A 15068-nucleotide genomic window follows, 5' to 3' on the forward strand; every position below is an offset into this window, starting at 1 on the left:
TCCACCACATCAACGGAAGGAGTTACCTCCATGAACTATAACCAAACCTTGCCTACGCCAACAGGTCTCGAGCAATGGCAGCCACATATCTACGAATTAAAAATCTCACGGGATGGCAAAGACAATATCGTCCTGGAGTTCGCCGAAATGGGCGTTGCCATCGTTCGCTATGTCCTCACACCGAAGTTGCGCAATCACCTTATGAATACTTTGATGCAGGCGTAATCCCACCTACCACCCTATCGAGGTTCAACCATGCAATTACAAAATCGGGAGTTAGCGCTCCCTGCCCTCGCTGCGCCCGAAATCCGGCCAGCAGAGCGCGATATAGCCACTCTACGCCGTCACGTCATCTCCGGTGACTGGACGCCCATCAACAACGGCACATGCACGCTGACCGACCTTGGCTTGCGGCATAACGGTAACGGCCTTGTCTGGCTGCATTCCGGCGTCTCTGCGCATGAGACTGATAGCGATACCGGGTTGGCGGGGAGCGATAAAGTATCTCATGAGTACCATGAGGGGGTATGTGCAGATAATAAATTGAAATATAAAGGTTTATTGTCTTTTGTGCAGCCTCGTAAGCTTGACGATTATTGCCTGAATATCCTGATTAACAGTTCCGCATGTACTCGTTTTAAGCAGCGTCGCAATGGCAAGCCATTATCAACATTTGCCTTGCAAATAGATTTAGGTGTGCGGCGGAAGGCAACGGATGGCTGGTTCGTCTTCCAGAACCCACACCAATCGGATAAGTACGAGTTGCTGGATACAAAGCGCTATTCGGGCCTCGCCAAAAATTATCAGCGCTTGGACTGGCATCGGTACTCCGTAGACTACCTGACCGGCATCTTCAGGAATGATGCTGAATTCAGCCGATTGATGACCCTGCTTGGTTATGTGAGCATCCGCACGAAAAATTACCGGGCGCTTTGAAAGCTTCTGGGTCTACCGAATCAGAGGTAAGGGTCTGCTAGATGAGGGGGTATGTGCAGGTAAGAAATTGTCTAAAAAGGCTTTTATTCCTTTTGTCCAGGCATCGAAAGTTGAAAGATTCGGCTTTAAGCATGTCGCCATTGATGGTAAATGGCTATACGTCTATGACGACCATATTCGGTTCTTGACCCGGAAACGCCACCGTGTGAACGGTGTTCGGGTGCAGGGCTATACCGCCAATGGAGTACGCGTTGACATGGTGGCGTAACCGGGGGGTGTGCAGTAAAATTAATTATTAATCAGTAATTTACAATTCCCTATCCAGCCACTAAAAACAGAAATCCACCGCCCCATTGACGCAAGGATAACCCATGCGCTATAGTCAATCTGCATCTGGAAATTCAGGTGCCGGGATTGGTCTCCCGCCGAGATTCACCGCGACAGAATGACACGCCGCGAGCGTGTTTTTTATGTCGCACATTTAGCCACATCTCAATGGTGGGCTGGATGGGGGAGCCGAAAGGCTCGCCGGAAGGTGAACCCGGTAAGACCAACTCCGTTCAGTTCGCCACCCTAGATTGGTCTCGACGGTGGTGAATAAGTTTAGTTCACTATTCGGAGGCTATCATGGCTCTTCACACATCTCTTGCCATACCTAAAGTTACCATTCATAACGGTAAAGCCGTTACAACGTCTATTGCTGTCGCTGAATATTTTGAAAAGCAGCACAAGGACGTACTAAAAAAGATCAGATCACTCGAATGCTCAGCAGCTTTCACGACGGCGAACTTTTGCGCCGTCGGAGTGGAAGTACAGGCTGGCTTCGACAAACGTGAAATTGAAACCTATGAAATGACAAAAGACGGCTTCGTCTTCCTCGTTATGGGCTTCACCGGCAAGAAGGCAGCAGCGTTCAAGGAAGCTTACATTGCAGAGTTTAACCGCATGGAGGCTCAATTATATGCACCCATATCTGATGAATCGATCAAAGTAACCATCCCCTCGGAAGGCCGCTGGTTAGTCTTCTACCAGCATAGACACCACAGAGTAATTAACATCGATGACAAGGATTGTGTTGACTCAGACTATGTCCGACGCCTACGCCACGATATCCACTCGCTTGTTAAGATACTACAGGACTTTGGTTGCCGCACATTGGTAATGTCTGGTGATGCCAGTCCAGATCTTCTAGATAAGCCACTTATCAGAAAACACTAATTCTTTAATCCCGGTATCGTGCCGGGGTTCCATTATCGTTTTAACCAACGAGGTATATCTGTATGCAAAATTTAACCATTGCACAAACATTGACCATGTCCAGCCGCGAGATTGCGGAGCTTGTCGGTAAACGACACGACCATGTTATCCGTGACGTATGGGAGATGCTTGGACAGCTTTATCAGATAGAAAAAGATGCCCCAACTTTGGGTGATCATAAAAATCAAAAGGTTACGATAGTTGAAGGTGTGATCGTTGCTATTGATGGGCGTGGCTATGTCGGCGAGTTCCTTCTCGACCGCCGTCATACCGAAATCCTCATTACCGGCTGACGTGAAACGTCGTGCTTCCGTCATTGATCGCTGGTTCGCTCTTGAGTCTGGTAAAGCGCAGGCAATCACCGCAGCCCCTGCATTGCCAGAAAATTACATCTCTGCGCTGGAAGCCCTGCTGGAATCGAAAAAGAGTGAAGCTGCACTGGTATTAGTCAAAAAAGAACAGGAGGCAGAAATTCACGACCTCAAGAACTTATTCAAGGAGGGCATGACCTCTACCCAGTTCTGCAAAATGCTCAACGGCGTCAATACCCAAAAGGTTAACGGCTGGCTCGCTGAACGCAATTGGCTCTACAACGAAAGCAAATCCGGCATCCGTTGGCGGGCCACATCGTACGCTCGCGACAAATACCTGACTGAGCACCAACACATGATTAGCGTTCACGGTGCAGACGACTTCATTAAATACCAGCCAGTATTACTGCGTAAAGGGGCTGAGCGCATCTATGACCTATACCGTCGCGGCAAGGTGCCAATGAAACTCAGCTGGAACGGCGATTTTACCCATCAAAAGCAAATCAGCTTCGCATCGTAAGAGGAACCGTGCATGAAACCCCGAATTCCCGTCGACATCCGTCGGCGGGCTAAAATGCTCATCCGCCTGTGGCGCTCAGGTGCCATCTACGCCAAACGCACCTACCGACGCAAATATCTATCAATCCCCGTTAATCGGAGATGGCGGGCATTATCAAAAGACAACGGGCGGCACTGGGACGTGATGAGCCATGCCACCTACAACAACGAGATTTAGCTGCCATGAAGAACGTGAAGTAATTCAAAGAAGTGCTGTTAGCAAAAGCTCTCGAAAGCAATCGTGAATTTGCTGAGGCAATAGTGCAATGGGGCAAGGCTGCCAAGCAAGCTAAATCACCGCATAACATGTGTTGGGCAATGGCGCGTAAAGATTACTGCAAATCATGTTTGCGGAACGGATGGATGTAAATACTTCCCCTCACACTGAGTCACTACACACAAAACACTTCTACGATTTATAACTCATCACCTGTTCATCATAATAACGAACGGCGCAGTGGCTTTATTTTAAAACATAAAAATTGAATGCAATAAACATCAATAATCATGGAGATATATTATGATCAGCTTTGAATGCATACCAATATCAACATACTGCAAAAATACGGGAGAAAATATTGAAGCAATAAACAAACGAATCCAGCGAGGACTTTGTCGTGAGGGCGTCCAAGTTTTAAAAATTGATGGTGTAAAAGAACGATGGATAGATTTAAGTGAGGTATTCAAGTGGGCTAGGAAAAACAACGTAGCAAACTACCGCGCGGAGTCACGGTAAGAAAACACCGCTCAGGTGAAACAATAAATATAACTTTTATATATAAAGGAATAAAATGCCGAGAACCATTATCCAATCTTACTGTTAATCCTAAAAATATCAAGTATGCTGAGCGGCTAATTGGTGAAATATATAACAAAATAGAAAGAGGGATTTTTGTCTATACGGAGCAGTTTCCTGAATCATCTAAGCTAAAAATTTTTGGAAATAATAGCAAAGGCAAACTCGTAAGAGATTATCTAGATGAGTATTTGGTGATATGTACAAAAAGAAGTCTTTCACCATCAACTATATGTGGATATCGTAAGTGTTGGTCTGCGCTTAAAGATGTCCATAATCTAACGATAACGGATCTTTCACCTGCAATTATAAAAAATTGGATAAAATCACAAGCTACTACTTTAAAAACCATCAGGAACCAGTTATCATTCTTACGCTCCGCTATTGACGAAGCCGTAACTGATGGTTTAATAAATATAAATTCCGTGTCACTAGTTACTGCTTCTCGATATCAATCTAGTGAAAGACAAAAAGATAGTGAGTACATTGTTGATCCATTCAGCCCACTGGGGGTCAACGCTATTCTCAATAATACAACTTATAAGCAATGGGAAAATATTTTTCGATTTGCATTTTATACAGGCATGCGTAGCTCTGAGCTATGTGCTCTACGGTGGAGTGATGTTGATTTTATTCATCGGTCGGTCTCTATTTCACAGGCGAGTGTAGTTGGTATTATAAAAGGGACAAAAACAAAGGCCGGAACTAGAACTATTGCTCTTGATGATGAGGCGATACGCGCACTGATCGAGCAAAAAGAATTTACTTTTTTGAAAGGAGATACTGTTTTTAATGATCCTAAAACCAATAAAGCTTGGGCGGGAGCTGACGCCATAAGAAAAAAGGCTTGGGTACCAACATTAAGAAAGGCTGGGATACGGTATCGTAACCCTTATCAGACAAGGCATACTTTTGCAACTCGTCACATCAGTCGTGGCGTCAACCTGTTCTGGCTTGCGGGGCAAATGGGGCATAAAGGGCCAGAAATGCTTTTCCGACACTATGGTACATACCTAAAAGAGTATGATGGAAATACAGGAGTGCAAAATAATTTTCCATAGATGAAGTGTGTACCACAAAAAGACCTCAAAGGCTCCGTAAAAGCGCCGCACTGCATCCATAAAGAAATAAATTTAATCTATTCATCAGATTATAAAAATAACACCACGGGTTCAAATCCCGCCAGCTCCACCAAAATTCTCCATCGGTGATTACCAGAGTCTCCGATGAAGTCCTAAGAGCCCGCACGGCGCAAGCCCTACAGGCTTTTTTGTGTCTGTCGTCGCCCTTAGCCTGGTCTCGATCATTGTACTCAGGGTATTATGCTCCCCGACTGATCATCGGGAAGTCGTGGGTGAGATGGAACCCTCCCTCGGGCTTCGAGCCTGTCCAATAGATTCATCCCCCACGACTTATCTCCCGCCTTCAAGACTGGACGGTATCCTGTGCCTGGAGCACGTATCTATAAGGAAGGTCATGGCGGTTTCCTGATTCACCCAGAAGGAGATAGCACGTGCAAATTCTCACCCCTGTCGGCATTGATGTTGCTTCCCAGAAATTTGACGTTGCAGTCTGGAAAGGTAAAGCAGCCTACAAATCCAAAGCCTTTTCTAACACGCCTAAGGGTTTCGATGCGCTGAAAAAATGGCTTGAGCCGTTCGGTGACTGCCATATATGCATGGAAGCAACAGGTGCTTACAGTGAGCCATTGTCTACTTTCCTGGCTGATGCAGGTTACGCTGTGAGCGTGGAAAATCCAGCACGCATAAAATCATTCGGCTGCAGTGAACTGAGTCGTAACAAGACAGATAAAGGCGATGCACGCATGATCGCGCGTGCTGGTCTGAATCCGATGTTGCAGGAGTCTGGGCTGTGGAAAGGTAAAAGTCGGATATCAAAGGTGGGCAACGCCATGATACGTAAAGCCCTGTATATGCCGGCCCTGACGGTAATGTGCTATAACCCACAATAATAGCGCTGAAAGAGCGTATGAATGCACGTAATAAATTAGGGAAAGTTGTCGTGTGTGCGGCAATGAAGAAACTATTGCAACAAGCTTACGGAGTGCTGAAATCAGGGCAGGTGTTCGATGCTGGAATATGTCTTGCAAGTAACTGGCAAGACGGTATCTATCCTGCTTCACCCGCATACTGCCCATTTGCAGCAACAGAGGAAGGCAGACTGATTCACTCACCCCATCCACCGTTAACGATTAAAATCACTAAGCAATGTTAACTTTCACCAATCTAACACCCAAGCCAGTCCCGTCTCTCTTGTGGTACATTTCCGCCGCGCAGGCTTTTTTTTCGCCGCCACGGGCTTCGCACACCTATGGTGGTTAGCCGAGCGGTTAACGTACGACGAACGGTTAGTAATAGAGAGCGAGTAGGCACTCCGCTTTATCTTGCGCCGCCATTGCCGTGTTTTTAGTCTGGCGAAGTCCACTGACGGCGGCCGGCCGACAGGCGTGAGTACTCCCTGCTGAACTGCGTATGGCTTTGATAGCCGACAGAGAGGGCAATTGTGGTGATATTTTCACGTCGGGCGACGAGCTTTGCCCGGACTTGCATTAATCGAATCCGTTTTTAGTACTGCACAGGGCTAAGCGCGGTGATGTCGTCCGGCTTATTCATCAAACGTAGCAACCTTATCCAGGCATCCAATAATTCCGCTGTCACCGGCGCGACCGCAAATCCTGCGCCGTGCAGCGGTGCGGTGCCAGAATCAGGCATATTGGCCAGCAGGTCCGCGATAATCCCCGGTTCAGGCGTCAGGCTGACGTCGAGATACGGCGCGCCGGTTTTATCATCCGCATGCACTTTACCGATGGCCGGTAAAGCCATCGACATTACAAAATAGGTGGCAGGATCGTATTGGTAGGTTCTGTTCCCCACCGTCATGCTTTTTGATCCGGTCAGGATGAGATTAATCATCGGTTCATAGACCGCGGTCAGGCGGTGTTCGGGGATCTCTCCCTGCACCATCGCCACATGCGGTAGTCCGGTTTCGGTGCGCTGATTGCCGGCGCCCGAGGCCAGCTGGCGGAGTTCATACCATTGTTTTTCTATTGACGATAAATACCATGGCCGTACACCGGCAACAAGAGAAAAGCAGGATTAGGCAACCTTTAAACAGCATTGCATCAGCCGCGCCTGCTGGCCTGGCGTAATATTGGCTGTGTCAGATTTCTCATCTGTTATTGCTTTATTGCTCCCGCCGGTGGCGGTGAAATTTATGCCCGGAGAGCAGAGGTTTCGGGCGGTTATTCTCAGATACAGGAGTGCAGCATGCTGGATCATGTCTTTATTACCATAAGCGATATGGAGCGCGCCCTCGCCTTTTATACCAGGGTGCTTCCCTTACTCGGCCTCGACCGTCGCTATGATTATAACGGCAAAGACGGATCTGCAGGCCATCCCGACCTAAAAGGGTTTGGCGCTAACGGCCGGATAGCCTTCTGGCTCAGGCAAGGAACAGTGGCAACGGATTCCATCCACATTGGCTTCGCGACCAAATCTCAGGAGAGGGTAAACCATGCCGAAGCATTATCGGCAGGGGCAAACGAAATACATCCCCCGGGTCCGCAACTGCACTATGACCCACGCTACTACGCTGCTCAAGTCAGAGATCCTGATGGGTATAGCCTGGAATTTGTCTTCAAAAGCTGGCAACAGGCAACCTGAATGCGCGGTACTGGGGCAAGGTGATGCCAGTGAACGACTCTATGGCCATCACGGCAACAGGTACAGCGCCAAGGCGGCAATACCCGAGCAGCCGCTGGTTCCTCCGCGGTGTCACCGGGCAATTACCCTGTGGAATATCATCATGATCCTGACGCCGCCAACTGAATAGTTACGCATTAGAAAAGCGATTCTCTAAAGTTTTAAGCTTCTGGATTGATTCATCTGCCAATTGATAACAAAAGAGAATCGACATGTTTACTCGAAATTACAGCTATGTTTGCGCGAAGCTCTGAAAGGGAAAATCGAGGTCATCGAGTTGATTCCACCCCGGCTCCGGACAGAGCTGACGCCGGGACAAGCCGCCCGGCGCGCTGCCGCTGGCGGCATTCATGATGAGGCCATGACGTTATTTCAGCAGCAACCCACGCCCGCCGAGATCCTCATATAGCGTGTCTTATTTCAGCGCAAGGCCGAGTCCGAACACCGCTTCGACTAAGCTGTGACAACGCTTAACGACGCGGTTCACCACCCACGGGCAGGCCAGTAAGCCATCGTATCTACGCCCGGCGCCTGCATCCCTGCGCCTTTGATGTCAGGAGAGGGACGGTTGACGCCTTCCGTCCCGTTGTCTGCCTGACGGCGCAGCGCCGTCTCCTTCTCTCCCTGCGTGGTACACATCATCATCATCCTCGCGGCAACCGTTCTGGGCTATATACCTGTGCTGCGACAACGAAAACCACCAATCGACAAATGCCTTATACCTTATGCTTGGTGCCAATGTTACATGGAAAATGACAAAAAAATTATTTTGTCATTTGTTACTTTAGCGATTACGATGAAAGCCTGTCCCTTGTTGAGGAGTTGAAACTATGACTTTCGCCACGCGTATTTTAGGTCACAACGGTCCGACCGTTTCAGCTATAGAACTAGGCTGTATGGGGATGTCCGAATTCTATGGACACAGCTATCGCCAAGCGTCGCTGGCGGAAGGACTACGCGGTAAGCGCGAAAAGGCTTTCATCTAGCTTAAATCGGGCGCGCAACGCGGGCCTGACGGGGCATTTATAGGGATTAACGCACGTCAGGAGGCCCTGAAAACGGCGCTAGCGTATAGTCTGCGGCGGTTGGGGACGGATTACGTCGATCTGTATCAAACCGGGCGGGATCCTGCCGTACCGGTTAAGACACGATCGGTGCAATCGATGAATTGGTACAGCAAGGCTACGTGCGTTATATCGGCATCACCAATGTGGATGCCGATACCCTGCGACGTGCGCATAGCACTTGTCCCCTCACCGCCCTGCAATTTGAATACAGCCTGATGTCGCCGGATATTGAACAGGAAATGTTGCCGCTTTGTCGTGAGCTAGGCATCGGCGTTACCGCTTATGGCGTACTGGGCCGAGGTTTGCTGACCGGCGGCAGCGGCGCGGGATATATGCGCAGCGCCTACTACCCGCGCTTTCAGGGCGATAATCTGACACGCAACGCGCGGCTGGTGGATGCGCTTGCCGCCGTTGCCGCCAAAGAGGGGATCAGCGCGGCACAGGCAGCCATCGGATGGGTTGCCAGCCAGGGGCGGGATATCATACCTTTAGTGGGTTCACGCACGGCGAAGCATCTGGCGGAAGCACTGGCTTCGCCGCTAACGCTCTCGGCAGAGAGTCTGGCCGTTATTGAAGTGGTGGTCCCCTACGACACCATACAAGGCGATCGTTTTATGGCTACAGATAAATGACGAATCACGATAGTACACAACCGGCCCCGCAAGTAGACCCGGGGGAGATGCTGCCCCTCATTCTGGATGTTGCGGAAGCGCTGTTGCGCAGACACGGGCTGGAAAACTGACCGTAACCGAAGTCGCGCAAACCATGAAAATGAGCCATGGCAACGTTTATCGGTATATTCCCACCAAGGCCGCGCTGCGGGCAGCAGTGATTGAACGTTGGCTAGCGCGGATCACCGCTCAAACGCAGGCGATTGCGCAGCGCACGGGTCCTGCGGACGAGCGCTTGGCAGAGTGGTAAAAGAGGCCCCCCAGGTTGAAAAGGCGCATTCAGCACATCTGATCGCACCAGGTGACGCATATTCTCGACGAGGGGCGGCGTGATGGCACCTTGCCGGGCGTAGGCGATACCCATGCCACGGCCATCGCACTCCTGAATGCCACCTATCAGTATCACCATCCAGACCTGGTTGCCACCAGCGGTCCTGCACAAGCGCAGCTATCCGCGCTGACTCACATTATCGCACTTATCATGGCAGGGTTAAAACGTCCGCTATAACCGGGCATCACCCGCAACAGCCCCCGCTTTGCGCCAAAAGCGCCGTCTGACGGTGTCGATAGTGCCGCGCGCATTAAGTCTCACCGGTGAACGTTTGCTTTGATTGCCTGCCGTCGGGCAACCCTGCTCTTTAAAAATCAGGGCAGACCGACCATTGCTGTGAACGAGATAAGTTAAATGACAACGGCCATTCGCGGCCCGGGTTTTATTATGACGCTGGCAGTCTAATCCGGCTTCGTCGGGGACGCCGCCGTTGCGGGTGAGATATAAACAATAGCGGTAATAATAGCGGCAATGCCCGTGCTCGCTAGCCCAGGGTTCGCCAGACTGACGCCTACCAGCAATGTGGTAATACCAATGGTCGCAGTAAGGGTCTTGGGATGTTTTCTCACAAAATCAAGCACCGTATTTTTGACGCTCGTCACTTTACTAGCAAATTTATATACCTTCCCCATTATCGCCGCGCGCGTGAGGCTGTTTGCGCTGCCGGGCGCGGTCGTTAGCGCTTGTTTATTACCGAAACGTAAATAACCATTTTGCCATCCGCCAAATGCCATGGGAAGTAGACTCATATTTATCTCTCTGTTCGTATCAGTAAATATGTAGAAACCATAAACCCAATGCCAAATTAATTCTATTAAAATTCGGTATCATCGCACTGAATTACGGCATTAACCTTAATAATACAATGGAGTCTAAAAATGGGAAGTTGCCCTTATTGTTGCCTCGATGGCCATAAGGAACAAGCGTATAAGCTAATTTATGTGAGATAATGATAAGTTTATAACTCTTCAGCGGAAAATGGTGCGGTAAATATAACGACCGATACGGTATCATAGCTCGAATTTATGACTAACGCCTTCGGCTAATCCCAGTAACTAATACATGCAGAGGCGTCACTGATTGAGTATTACCTAGCACCTTCAATTTCTGTCGCATAATTAATAATTATCCTCCTAACCACAACAGCGATAAATGCGCCCCGCTTCATAATAACAGAATGTTAACCGCATCGGCGGTAGCCGTATATTTTCAATAAACACCGGACAAAGCGGCCATGCGCCTTAAATGACCAGGCTTCAGCATGGCTTAATGAAGCAATGAGATTAGTTAGCGATTTATAACATTAATTACAACACTTTACATAAAATTATACCTGCGCAAATACTCCGTAAGTAGCGGGTATTTTTCTTCATGCCTTCTCACATCACTCACAATTTCCTCCATTAAACTGCTCGTGGTTCGCTCGATTTTCGCATAAACATCGGCTTTGTTGAATAAATCAGAACTTGTGACTACGCCCCCCTAGCAGATCGATTGTTATGCGATCCGGATGCTGTTCGGCATTCCTAACAGCGTCATTTTATTAAGCGCTTTGACCATCGCCATTGCCTCACCTACCTGCGCATCATAGTCACGCAGACTTAGATGATCGCCCACTTGCTTTTTCCATACATCGTTACTGCCGCTTAGACGAGGCCTTATTTTCTTCCTCAGCAGAGCATCATGACAGTAGCGGGTATCGTAAGCGCCATCAGCCAACACTTCCCTGATTTTCCGCAGGGTCTGGTTTATCAGAACTGGTAGGGCCTGAGTATCCGTCGTACCGCTGAGCGATAAGTAGCACAGATAATTTCATGCGTTACACTGTCTGCGGCCATATGCAGCTTACGCCACACCCTCCGTCTGTCGGCACCATGCTGTCGGACTTTCCATTCGCCTTCGCCAAAGACCTTCAGGCCGGTTCCGTCAATGACTAGAGGTGAGATTTCACCACGGGTCGGCGTTTTTATGCTGATCTTAACTGTCTTTGCTCGCTTGCTGATCAGCGAGTAGTCTGGGTATCTTAGCGGTAGCACCATCAGTTTAAAAATGGCGTCAACGAAGCCCTGTAAAGCCCTTAACGAAAGGCCAAACACGCGTTTCATCATCAGAACAGTGGTGATAGCCATATCTGCGTAGTGAAGCGGCCGGCCACGCCGTTCAGGCGTCGTTTTTTCCGTCCATGCAACAATTGCCGACTCATCCAGCCATATCGTCAGAGCCCCGCGCTGCTTGAGAGCTTTGTTGTAAGTGGACCAGTTGGTTATTTTAAACTTTTGCTTTGCCATGGAGTGCAGATGTTGAAATGACGGTAGTGATCTGAGCAGACGATCACCTAAAAGTTATATTTATTCAATAAAGCCATAAACATTGCCATTTCCTGGGCCTTGATAATAATGAGTTGAGGGTATGGCTGTCTGAGCCGCGGCGTTATCAAGGTACCTGTCGCTAGTAACGCGATCGTTATCTTCCTCCTTTCGTGTTCGTGAAAAAATACCCTCCTTGACCTTGGAACGCTGGCCGTAAGGCGCCCCAAACGAGAGAATGCTTCCGTGTAGCGTTCAAGGTAAACAGGTTCAGCGTAAATGGGTTCATCGTGTTCCGGTCTCGTAGACGACGCTTTAGTATAAACGGGGCTTACAAAAGCGGGTTCCGCATAAAGAGGTTCCGGACCCACAGGTTCAGAGTAAGCAGGTTCGTGATGGGCAAGTACTGTAGGGGCAGGTACTACGTAAGCGGGTTTTGCGTAAAAAGGTTGTGCGTAAAGCGGTTCTTCCGAACCCGGTCCAGCCGTGGCAGGATCAGATGTCATTGTATTCCCCCGGCGAAAATACCCTGCTTAATACTGTTATGACATCTCTCATTAAACTCCACCGCAAACATTTCAATTCTATTTTTGTGCAGGGCATCAATCGAACGGCCAAAAGACAGAATTCCACTCTTTTCAATCTCGGCCATCTTTGTCTCAGTTTCAAGGGAGGAAGAGTTATTATCAAATCTGGTGTATGGCGATCATGCTCAGTGACGCCGATAATAACCAGTAGGCAAAGGCGATCATCTTGCCTGACATAGCTGTATATGCCATCAGCCCAGAAATAAACGTAGCGCGTATCGCTTAAATCACGCAGGCACCATTGCCTGTGCACTTCAAGCCATTGCTGTTTTAGTCTGCTGATGGTACTCGCGGAGAGGCCATGGGCTTTTTCACCGAGTAGAGCCCCCGGGGCTTCATGAAAATCACCGGTGGATATGCCTCGCAGATACAGCCATGGCAGCAACGCTTCGACGCTTTTTGCTCGCTTCAGATAAGGCGGCAGCAACGCGCTGTTGAACGCTGTGGCAAATAACCGTTACGGACGACGGCATGACGCCCATCGTCAAGACGGCGTTCAGCATGGCTTCGAGCTCAGCCTCAACGACGGCGGCTATCAGTTGTCTGGCACCATGACGGATGAGTTCATGCAAGGGCTCACCGGTAATATCTGGTTCTGCGGAGACCTGTAGGGTAGACTTTTTCATGGCGTATCGTCTCTCTGTTGTTGAAATCATCCACGGAATCAATCAGCAGGATACGCCACCTTCTCCGAAACCTCATACACCAGAAATGAGCATAACTCGGGAAGAACGGAGTCTGGCAAAATAATCAAAAGATTTCATATGTAGAGTCAGCCACTCTTGCGCGAGGCTGGGGTGCATTGCCATCGCGTCTTTGGTCGCCGTAGTTAGCCTGTCTAAACACAATCTGTCCCAGTTACCCTGGTATACTACCGTAAACAGGTTAAGATCTTTATCGTAACTAACCTCTGCCAAAGCGGCTTCTATTTGTCTATCGCCGACATGGGCACTGTCTAAAAACTCACCGGAATTCGTTAAAGTTTGCCGTTTGATAGCATTTACATCTTCGTGATGCCGGCCATAAGAGATACTACGTTTATCCATCACACCGTCAATCTCAAAACTGATAGCATTATGTCCTTCTTTATCCGCCGTGACGGAGGCACGGAATTTATCAAAATGAATGAGATACGCCATATCTCTCAGTTGATAAAATGCAAGGGCGACAGACAAAGCCTATTCCGTATTAACGTTATCCTCAATATTGAGTGAGCATAAAAATTCTTTCCAGTACCTCACTGGTTTTTGTACCACAGAACCAATCTTTAATTTTATCCCACAGCGTTAACGCCACTGCGTCTGCCTTACTCTCGCTGTTGATAGCACGTTCAATATCGTTCTATTAAAAGGTAACAAGAGCGAGCTTTTAATCTCAATTGACATAGTATTTTCCTTTATAAGCGTTGCTTCACTGTGCGATACAGAGGGTTGCTTTTGGCGAAACAAAACTATTCCACTATAAAGGTCATAAGGTTCAAGGCCATCAGGTAATTGATTTAGATAGCCTGCTTCACGCCAGCGCGCGTAGGTGTGACCTCATCGCCAGGGACAAACGCTAAGTATTTGATAAGGTGTGGGGTCTTTGCCATGCCCTTACTTACGCTGAGGCTCAGGTTCAGACTCAGGTATACCACCCATGCGCCAAAGTTGAGCGTTTAAGATTGCTCGTTATCGGCTAAGAGAAATGAGCGGTGATAGGACAGAGAAACAGAGGCCGCGAGAGTTTGCACGCCGACCCGCTTGCCGAAAGCTTACTCGCTGTGGCTCAGCGGCCAGGATTCAAACAGATAACCGTCGAAGTAGATATCATCCACGTCGGAGAATTCAAGCAGGCGCAATTTGACGTTTTCCAGATGCTGCCACATAGCGTATTTAGCACTACGCGGATCTTTTTTAATCAGCGCCGCCAGAATCTGTTTATGGTCATGCAGCCATTCTTTACGATAGCGGGTGTTCGCCAAATGGCGGTGCAGCTGGATCCACATGGGATTATTTTCGCGCCACTCCCAGGACTGTTTGAACAGCTCCCCAACATGCTGTTATGGGTTGCGGCGGCCACCGCGAGGTGAAAATGCATATCGCCATTTTCCAGGCCGTTGGGAGAATCGGAGGCCAGCTCTTCTTCCTCTAGCGACAACGCCTGACACATACTGACGATGTCTTCACGGGTGTGCTGATGACAAAAATGCCCGCGCCGCGCCGGACCTCGATGAGTCCTTCCAGCTCCAGCATAATAAGCGCTTCGCGAATCAAGGTCCGACTCACGTTCAACCTATCGGCAATTTCTCGCTCGGGGGTGCAAACGTTCGCCGAGTACGTAACGCTTTTGCGCAATCATGTCACGCAGAATACCGCCCACTTCCTGATAAGGATGCTGTTATATGAGACTCGATTTCATAGTGGCTTTGTCACTGTCGGTTAACATCTTTCACTGGGAAAAGCGCGGCGGCAATAGCCAAATACCGCCTTAGCGCCGGCCCTTGGCCCTGTCGCTATCATGGCATACTTTCAACCGCGATGCCAT

At 49.0% G+C, this 15068-nt stretch carries 20 protein-coding genes and 4 pseudogenes; 16 read left to right on the plus strand and 8 right to left on the minus strand.

Annotation, left to right across the window (positions count from 1 at the left end; translation table 11 throughout):
• The first annotated feature begins 30 nt into the window (after positions 1–30).
• From SGP1_RS16550 to SGP1_RS36695, 12 genes and pseudogenes are all read left to right on the plus strand, one after another.
• Complete coding sequence (locus SGP1_RS16550) at positions 31–225, plus strand: hypothetical protein (protein WP_041867123.1); 195 nt, start codon at positions 31–33, stop codon at positions 223–225.
• A gap of 30 nt (positions 226–255) precedes the next feature.
• On the plus strand, positions 256–936 hold the full coding sequence (locus tag SGP1_RS16555; RefSeq protein WP_011411649.1) for a hypothetical protein: 681 nt from the start codon (positions 256–258) through the stop codon (positions 934–936).
• 67 nt (positions 937–1003) lie between these two features.
• Positions 1004–1204 (plus strand): hypothetical protein, encoded by a 201-nt coding sequence (locus SGP1_RS24670; RefSeq protein WP_050747764.1) that lies wholly within the window; start codon positions 1004–1006, stop codon positions 1202–1204.
• Positions 1205–1563: 359 nt separating this feature from the next.
• Positions 1564–2154 carry a Rha family transcriptional regulator gene (locus tag SGP1_RS35765; protein ID WP_050747765.1) on the plus strand — a complete coding sequence of 197 codons (591 nt, stop codon included), beginning with the start codon at positions 1564–1566 and terminating at the stop codon, positions 2152–2154.
• Between the two features lie 62 nt (positions 2155–2216).
• Positions 2217–2486: a Rha family transcriptional regulator gene (locus SGP1_RS35770; RefSeq protein WP_341532821.1), complete on the plus strand. Its 270-nt coding sequence runs from the start codon at positions 2217–2219 to the stop codon at positions 2484–2486.
• Position 2487: 1 nt separating this feature from the next.
• The gene (locus SGP1_RS16565; protein WP_341532822.1) at positions 2488–3024 is read left to right on the plus strand and encodes a phage antirepressor KilAC domain-containing protein; all 537 of its coding nucleotides are present in this window, start codon (positions 2488–2490) and stop codon (positions 3022–3024) included.
• Positions 3025–3036: 12 nt separating this feature from the next.
• On the plus strand, positions 3037–3240 hold the full coding sequence (locus SGP1_RS27995; RefSeq protein ID WP_083764867.1) for a hypothetical protein: 204 nt from the start codon (positions 3037–3039) through the stop codon (positions 3238–3240).
• Between the two features lie 83 nt (positions 3241–3323).
• Positions 3324–3431: a hypothetical protein gene (locus SGP1_RS36690; RefSeq protein WP_424141179.1), complete on the plus strand. Its 108-nt coding sequence runs from the start codon at positions 3324–3326 to the stop codon at positions 3429–3431.
• Positions 3432–3582: 151 nt separating this feature from the next.
• A complete protein-coding gene (locus SGP1_RS34145; protein WP_011411779.1) occupies positions 3583–3798 on the plus strand; it encodes a hypothetical protein in 216 nt (71 codons plus the stop codon).
• Positions 3774–4919, plus strand: a pseudogene (locus SGP1_RS16570) (Arm DNA-binding domain-containing protein); the annotation flags it as partial. The gene SGP1_RS34145 and the pseudogene SGP1_RS16570, both read left to right, overlap by 25 nt.
• Before the next feature lie 452 nt (positions 4920–5371).
• On the plus strand, positions 5372–5830 hold the full coding sequence (locus SGP1_RS16575) for an IS110 family transposase (protein ID WP_011411780.1): 459 nt from the start codon (positions 5372–5374) through the stop codon (positions 5828–5830).
• A gap of 17 nt (positions 5831–5847) precedes the next feature.
• The gene (locus SGP1_RS36695) at positions 5848–6093 is read left to right on the plus strand and encodes a hypothetical protein (protein ID WP_424141121.1); all 246 of its coding nucleotides are present in this window, start codon (positions 5848–5850) and stop codon (positions 6091–6093) included.
• A 350-nt stretch (positions 6094–6443) separates the two neighbouring features.
• Here SGP1_RS36695 and SGP1_RS36700 read toward each other — a convergent pair whose 3' ends face one another.
• On the minus strand, positions 6444–6842 hold the full coding sequence (locus SGP1_RS36700; protein ID WP_424141122.1) for an AraC family transcriptional regulator: 399 nt from the start codon (positions 6840–6842) through the stop codon (positions 6444–6446).
• A gap of 303 nt (positions 6843–7145) precedes the next feature.
• Here SGP1_RS36700 and SGP1_RS16585 point away from each other — a divergent pair, with 303 nt between their 5' ends.
• Entirely contained in the window at positions 7146–7541 is a 396-nt protein-coding gene (locus tag SGP1_RS16585) for a VOC family protein (protein WP_011411781.1), read from the plus strand.
• Between the two features lie 277 nt (positions 7542–7818).
• Positions 7819–7989, plus strand: coding sequence for a hypothetical protein (locus SGP1_RS30855; protein ID WP_158302418.1), 171 nt, complete (start codon positions 7819–7821; stop codon positions 7987–7989).
• Positions 7990–8063: 74 nt separating this feature from the next.
• On the opposite strand, the gene SGP1_RS30860 is transcribed toward SGP1_RS30855, so the two are convergent.
• Positions 8064–8228 (minus strand): hypothetical protein, encoded by a 165-nt coding sequence (locus tag SGP1_RS30860; protein ID WP_158302419.1) that lies wholly within the window; start codon positions 8226–8228, stop codon positions 8064–8066.
• Between the two features lie 538 nt (positions 8229–8766).
• Between SGP1_RS30860 and SGP1_RS32055 the strand changes: the two genes are divergently transcribed.
• Positions 8767–9279 (plus strand): aldo/keto reductase, encoded by a 513-nt coding sequence (locus tag SGP1_RS32055; RefSeq protein WP_198408736.1) that lies wholly within the window; start codon positions 8767–8769, stop codon positions 9277–9279.
• A gap of 340 nt (positions 9280–9619) precedes the next feature.
• A complete protein-coding gene (locus SGP1_RS16605; protein WP_041867124.1) occupies positions 9620–9826 on the plus strand; it encodes a hypothetical protein in 207 nt (68 codons plus the stop codon).
• A gap of 224 nt (positions 9827–10050) precedes the next feature.
• On the opposite strand, the gene SGP1_RS16610 is transcribed toward SGP1_RS16605, so the two are convergent.
• The 6 genes and pseudogenes from SGP1_RS16610 to SGP1_RS16630 all read right to left on the minus strand — a co-directional run bounded on the left by SGP1_RS16610 (position 10051) and on the right by SGP1_RS16630 (position 14882).
• Complete coding sequence (locus SGP1_RS16610) at positions 10051–10398, minus strand: hypothetical protein (protein WP_148203555.1); 348 nt, start codon at positions 10396–10398, stop codon at positions 10051–10053.
• 748 nt (positions 10399–11146) lie between these two features.
• Positions 11147–11937, minus strand: a pseudogene (locus SGP1_RS16615) (IS5 family transposase).
• A 520-nt stretch (positions 11938–12457) separates the two neighbouring features.
• A complete protein-coding gene (locus tag SGP1_RS31235) occupies positions 12458–12607 on the minus strand; it encodes a hypothetical protein (protein ID WP_162010786.1) in 150 nt (49 codons plus the stop codon).
• 56 nt (positions 12608–12663) lie between these two features.
• Positions 12664–13168, minus strand: a pseudogene (locus SGP1_RS28010) (transposase); the annotation flags it as partial.
• Between the two features lie 72 nt (positions 13169–13240).
• Positions 13241–13717 (minus strand): hypothetical protein, encoded by a 477-nt coding sequence (locus tag SGP1_RS16625; RefSeq protein WP_011411783.1) that lies wholly within the window; start codon positions 13715–13717, stop codon positions 13241–13243.
• A gap of 578 nt (positions 13718–14295) precedes the next feature.
• Positions 14296–14882 (minus strand): annotated as a pseudogene (locus SGP1_RS16630) (FCD domain-containing protein).
• Between the last annotated feature and the right edge of the window lie 186 nt (positions 14883–15068).

It is taken from the genome of Sodalis glossinidius str. 'morsitans' (assembly GCF_000010085.1).
Classification (GTDB): domain Bacteria; phylum Pseudomonadota; class Gammaproteobacteria; order Enterobacterales; family Enterobacteriaceae; genus Sodalis; species Sodalis glossinidius.

Excerpts from the sequence above, each read along its gene's own strand:
- SGP1_RS16550 (WP_041867123.1), top strand. The coding sequence starts at position 31 with ATGAACTATAACCAAACCTTGCCTACGCCAACAGGTCTCGAGCAATGG.
- SGP1_RS16555 (WP_011411649.1), top strand. The coding sequence starts at position 256 with ATGCAATTACAAAATCGGGAGTTAGCGCTCCCTGCCCTCGCTGCGCCC.
- SGP1_RS35765 (WP_050747765.1), top strand. The coding sequence starts at position 1,564 with ATGGCTCTTCACACATCTCTTGCCATACCTAAAGTTACCATTCATAAC.
- SGP1_RS35770 (WP_341532821.1), top strand. The coding sequence starts at position 2,217 with ATGCAAAATTTAACCATTGCACAAACATTGACCATGTCCAGCCGCGAG.
- SGP1_RS27995 (WP_083764867.1), top strand. The coding sequence starts at position 3,037 with ATGAAACCCCGAATTCCCGTCGACATCCGTCGGCGGGCTAAAATGCTC.
- SGP1_RS34145 (WP_011411779.1), top strand. The coding sequence starts at position 3,583 with ATGATCAGCTTTGAATGCATACCAATATCAACATACTGCAAAAATACG.
- SGP1_RS36695 (WP_424141121.1), top strand. The coding sequence starts at position 5,848 with ATGAATGCACGTAATAAATTAGGGAAAGTTGTCGTGTGTGCGGCAATG.
- SGP1_RS36700 (WP_424141122.1), bottom strand. The coding sequence starts at position 6,842 with ATGGTGCAGGGAGAGATCCCCGAACACCGCCTGACCGCGGTCTATGAA.
- SGP1_RS16585 (WP_011411781.1), top strand. The coding sequence starts at position 7,146 with ATGCTGGATCATGTCTTTATTACCATAAGCGATATGGAGCGCGCCCTC.
- SGP1_RS30860 (WP_158302419.1), bottom strand. The coding sequence starts at position 8,228 with ATGATGATGATGTGTACCACGCAGGGAGAGAAGGAGACGGCGCTGCGC.
- SGP1_RS16610 (WP_148203555.1), bottom strand. The coding sequence starts at position 10,398 with ATGAGTCTACTTCCCATGGCATTTGGCGGATGGCAAAATGGTTATTTA.
- SGP1_RS31235 (WP_162010786.1), bottom strand. The coding sequence starts at position 12,607 with ATGGCCGAGATTGAAAAGAGTGGAATTCTGTCTTTTGGCCGTTCGATT.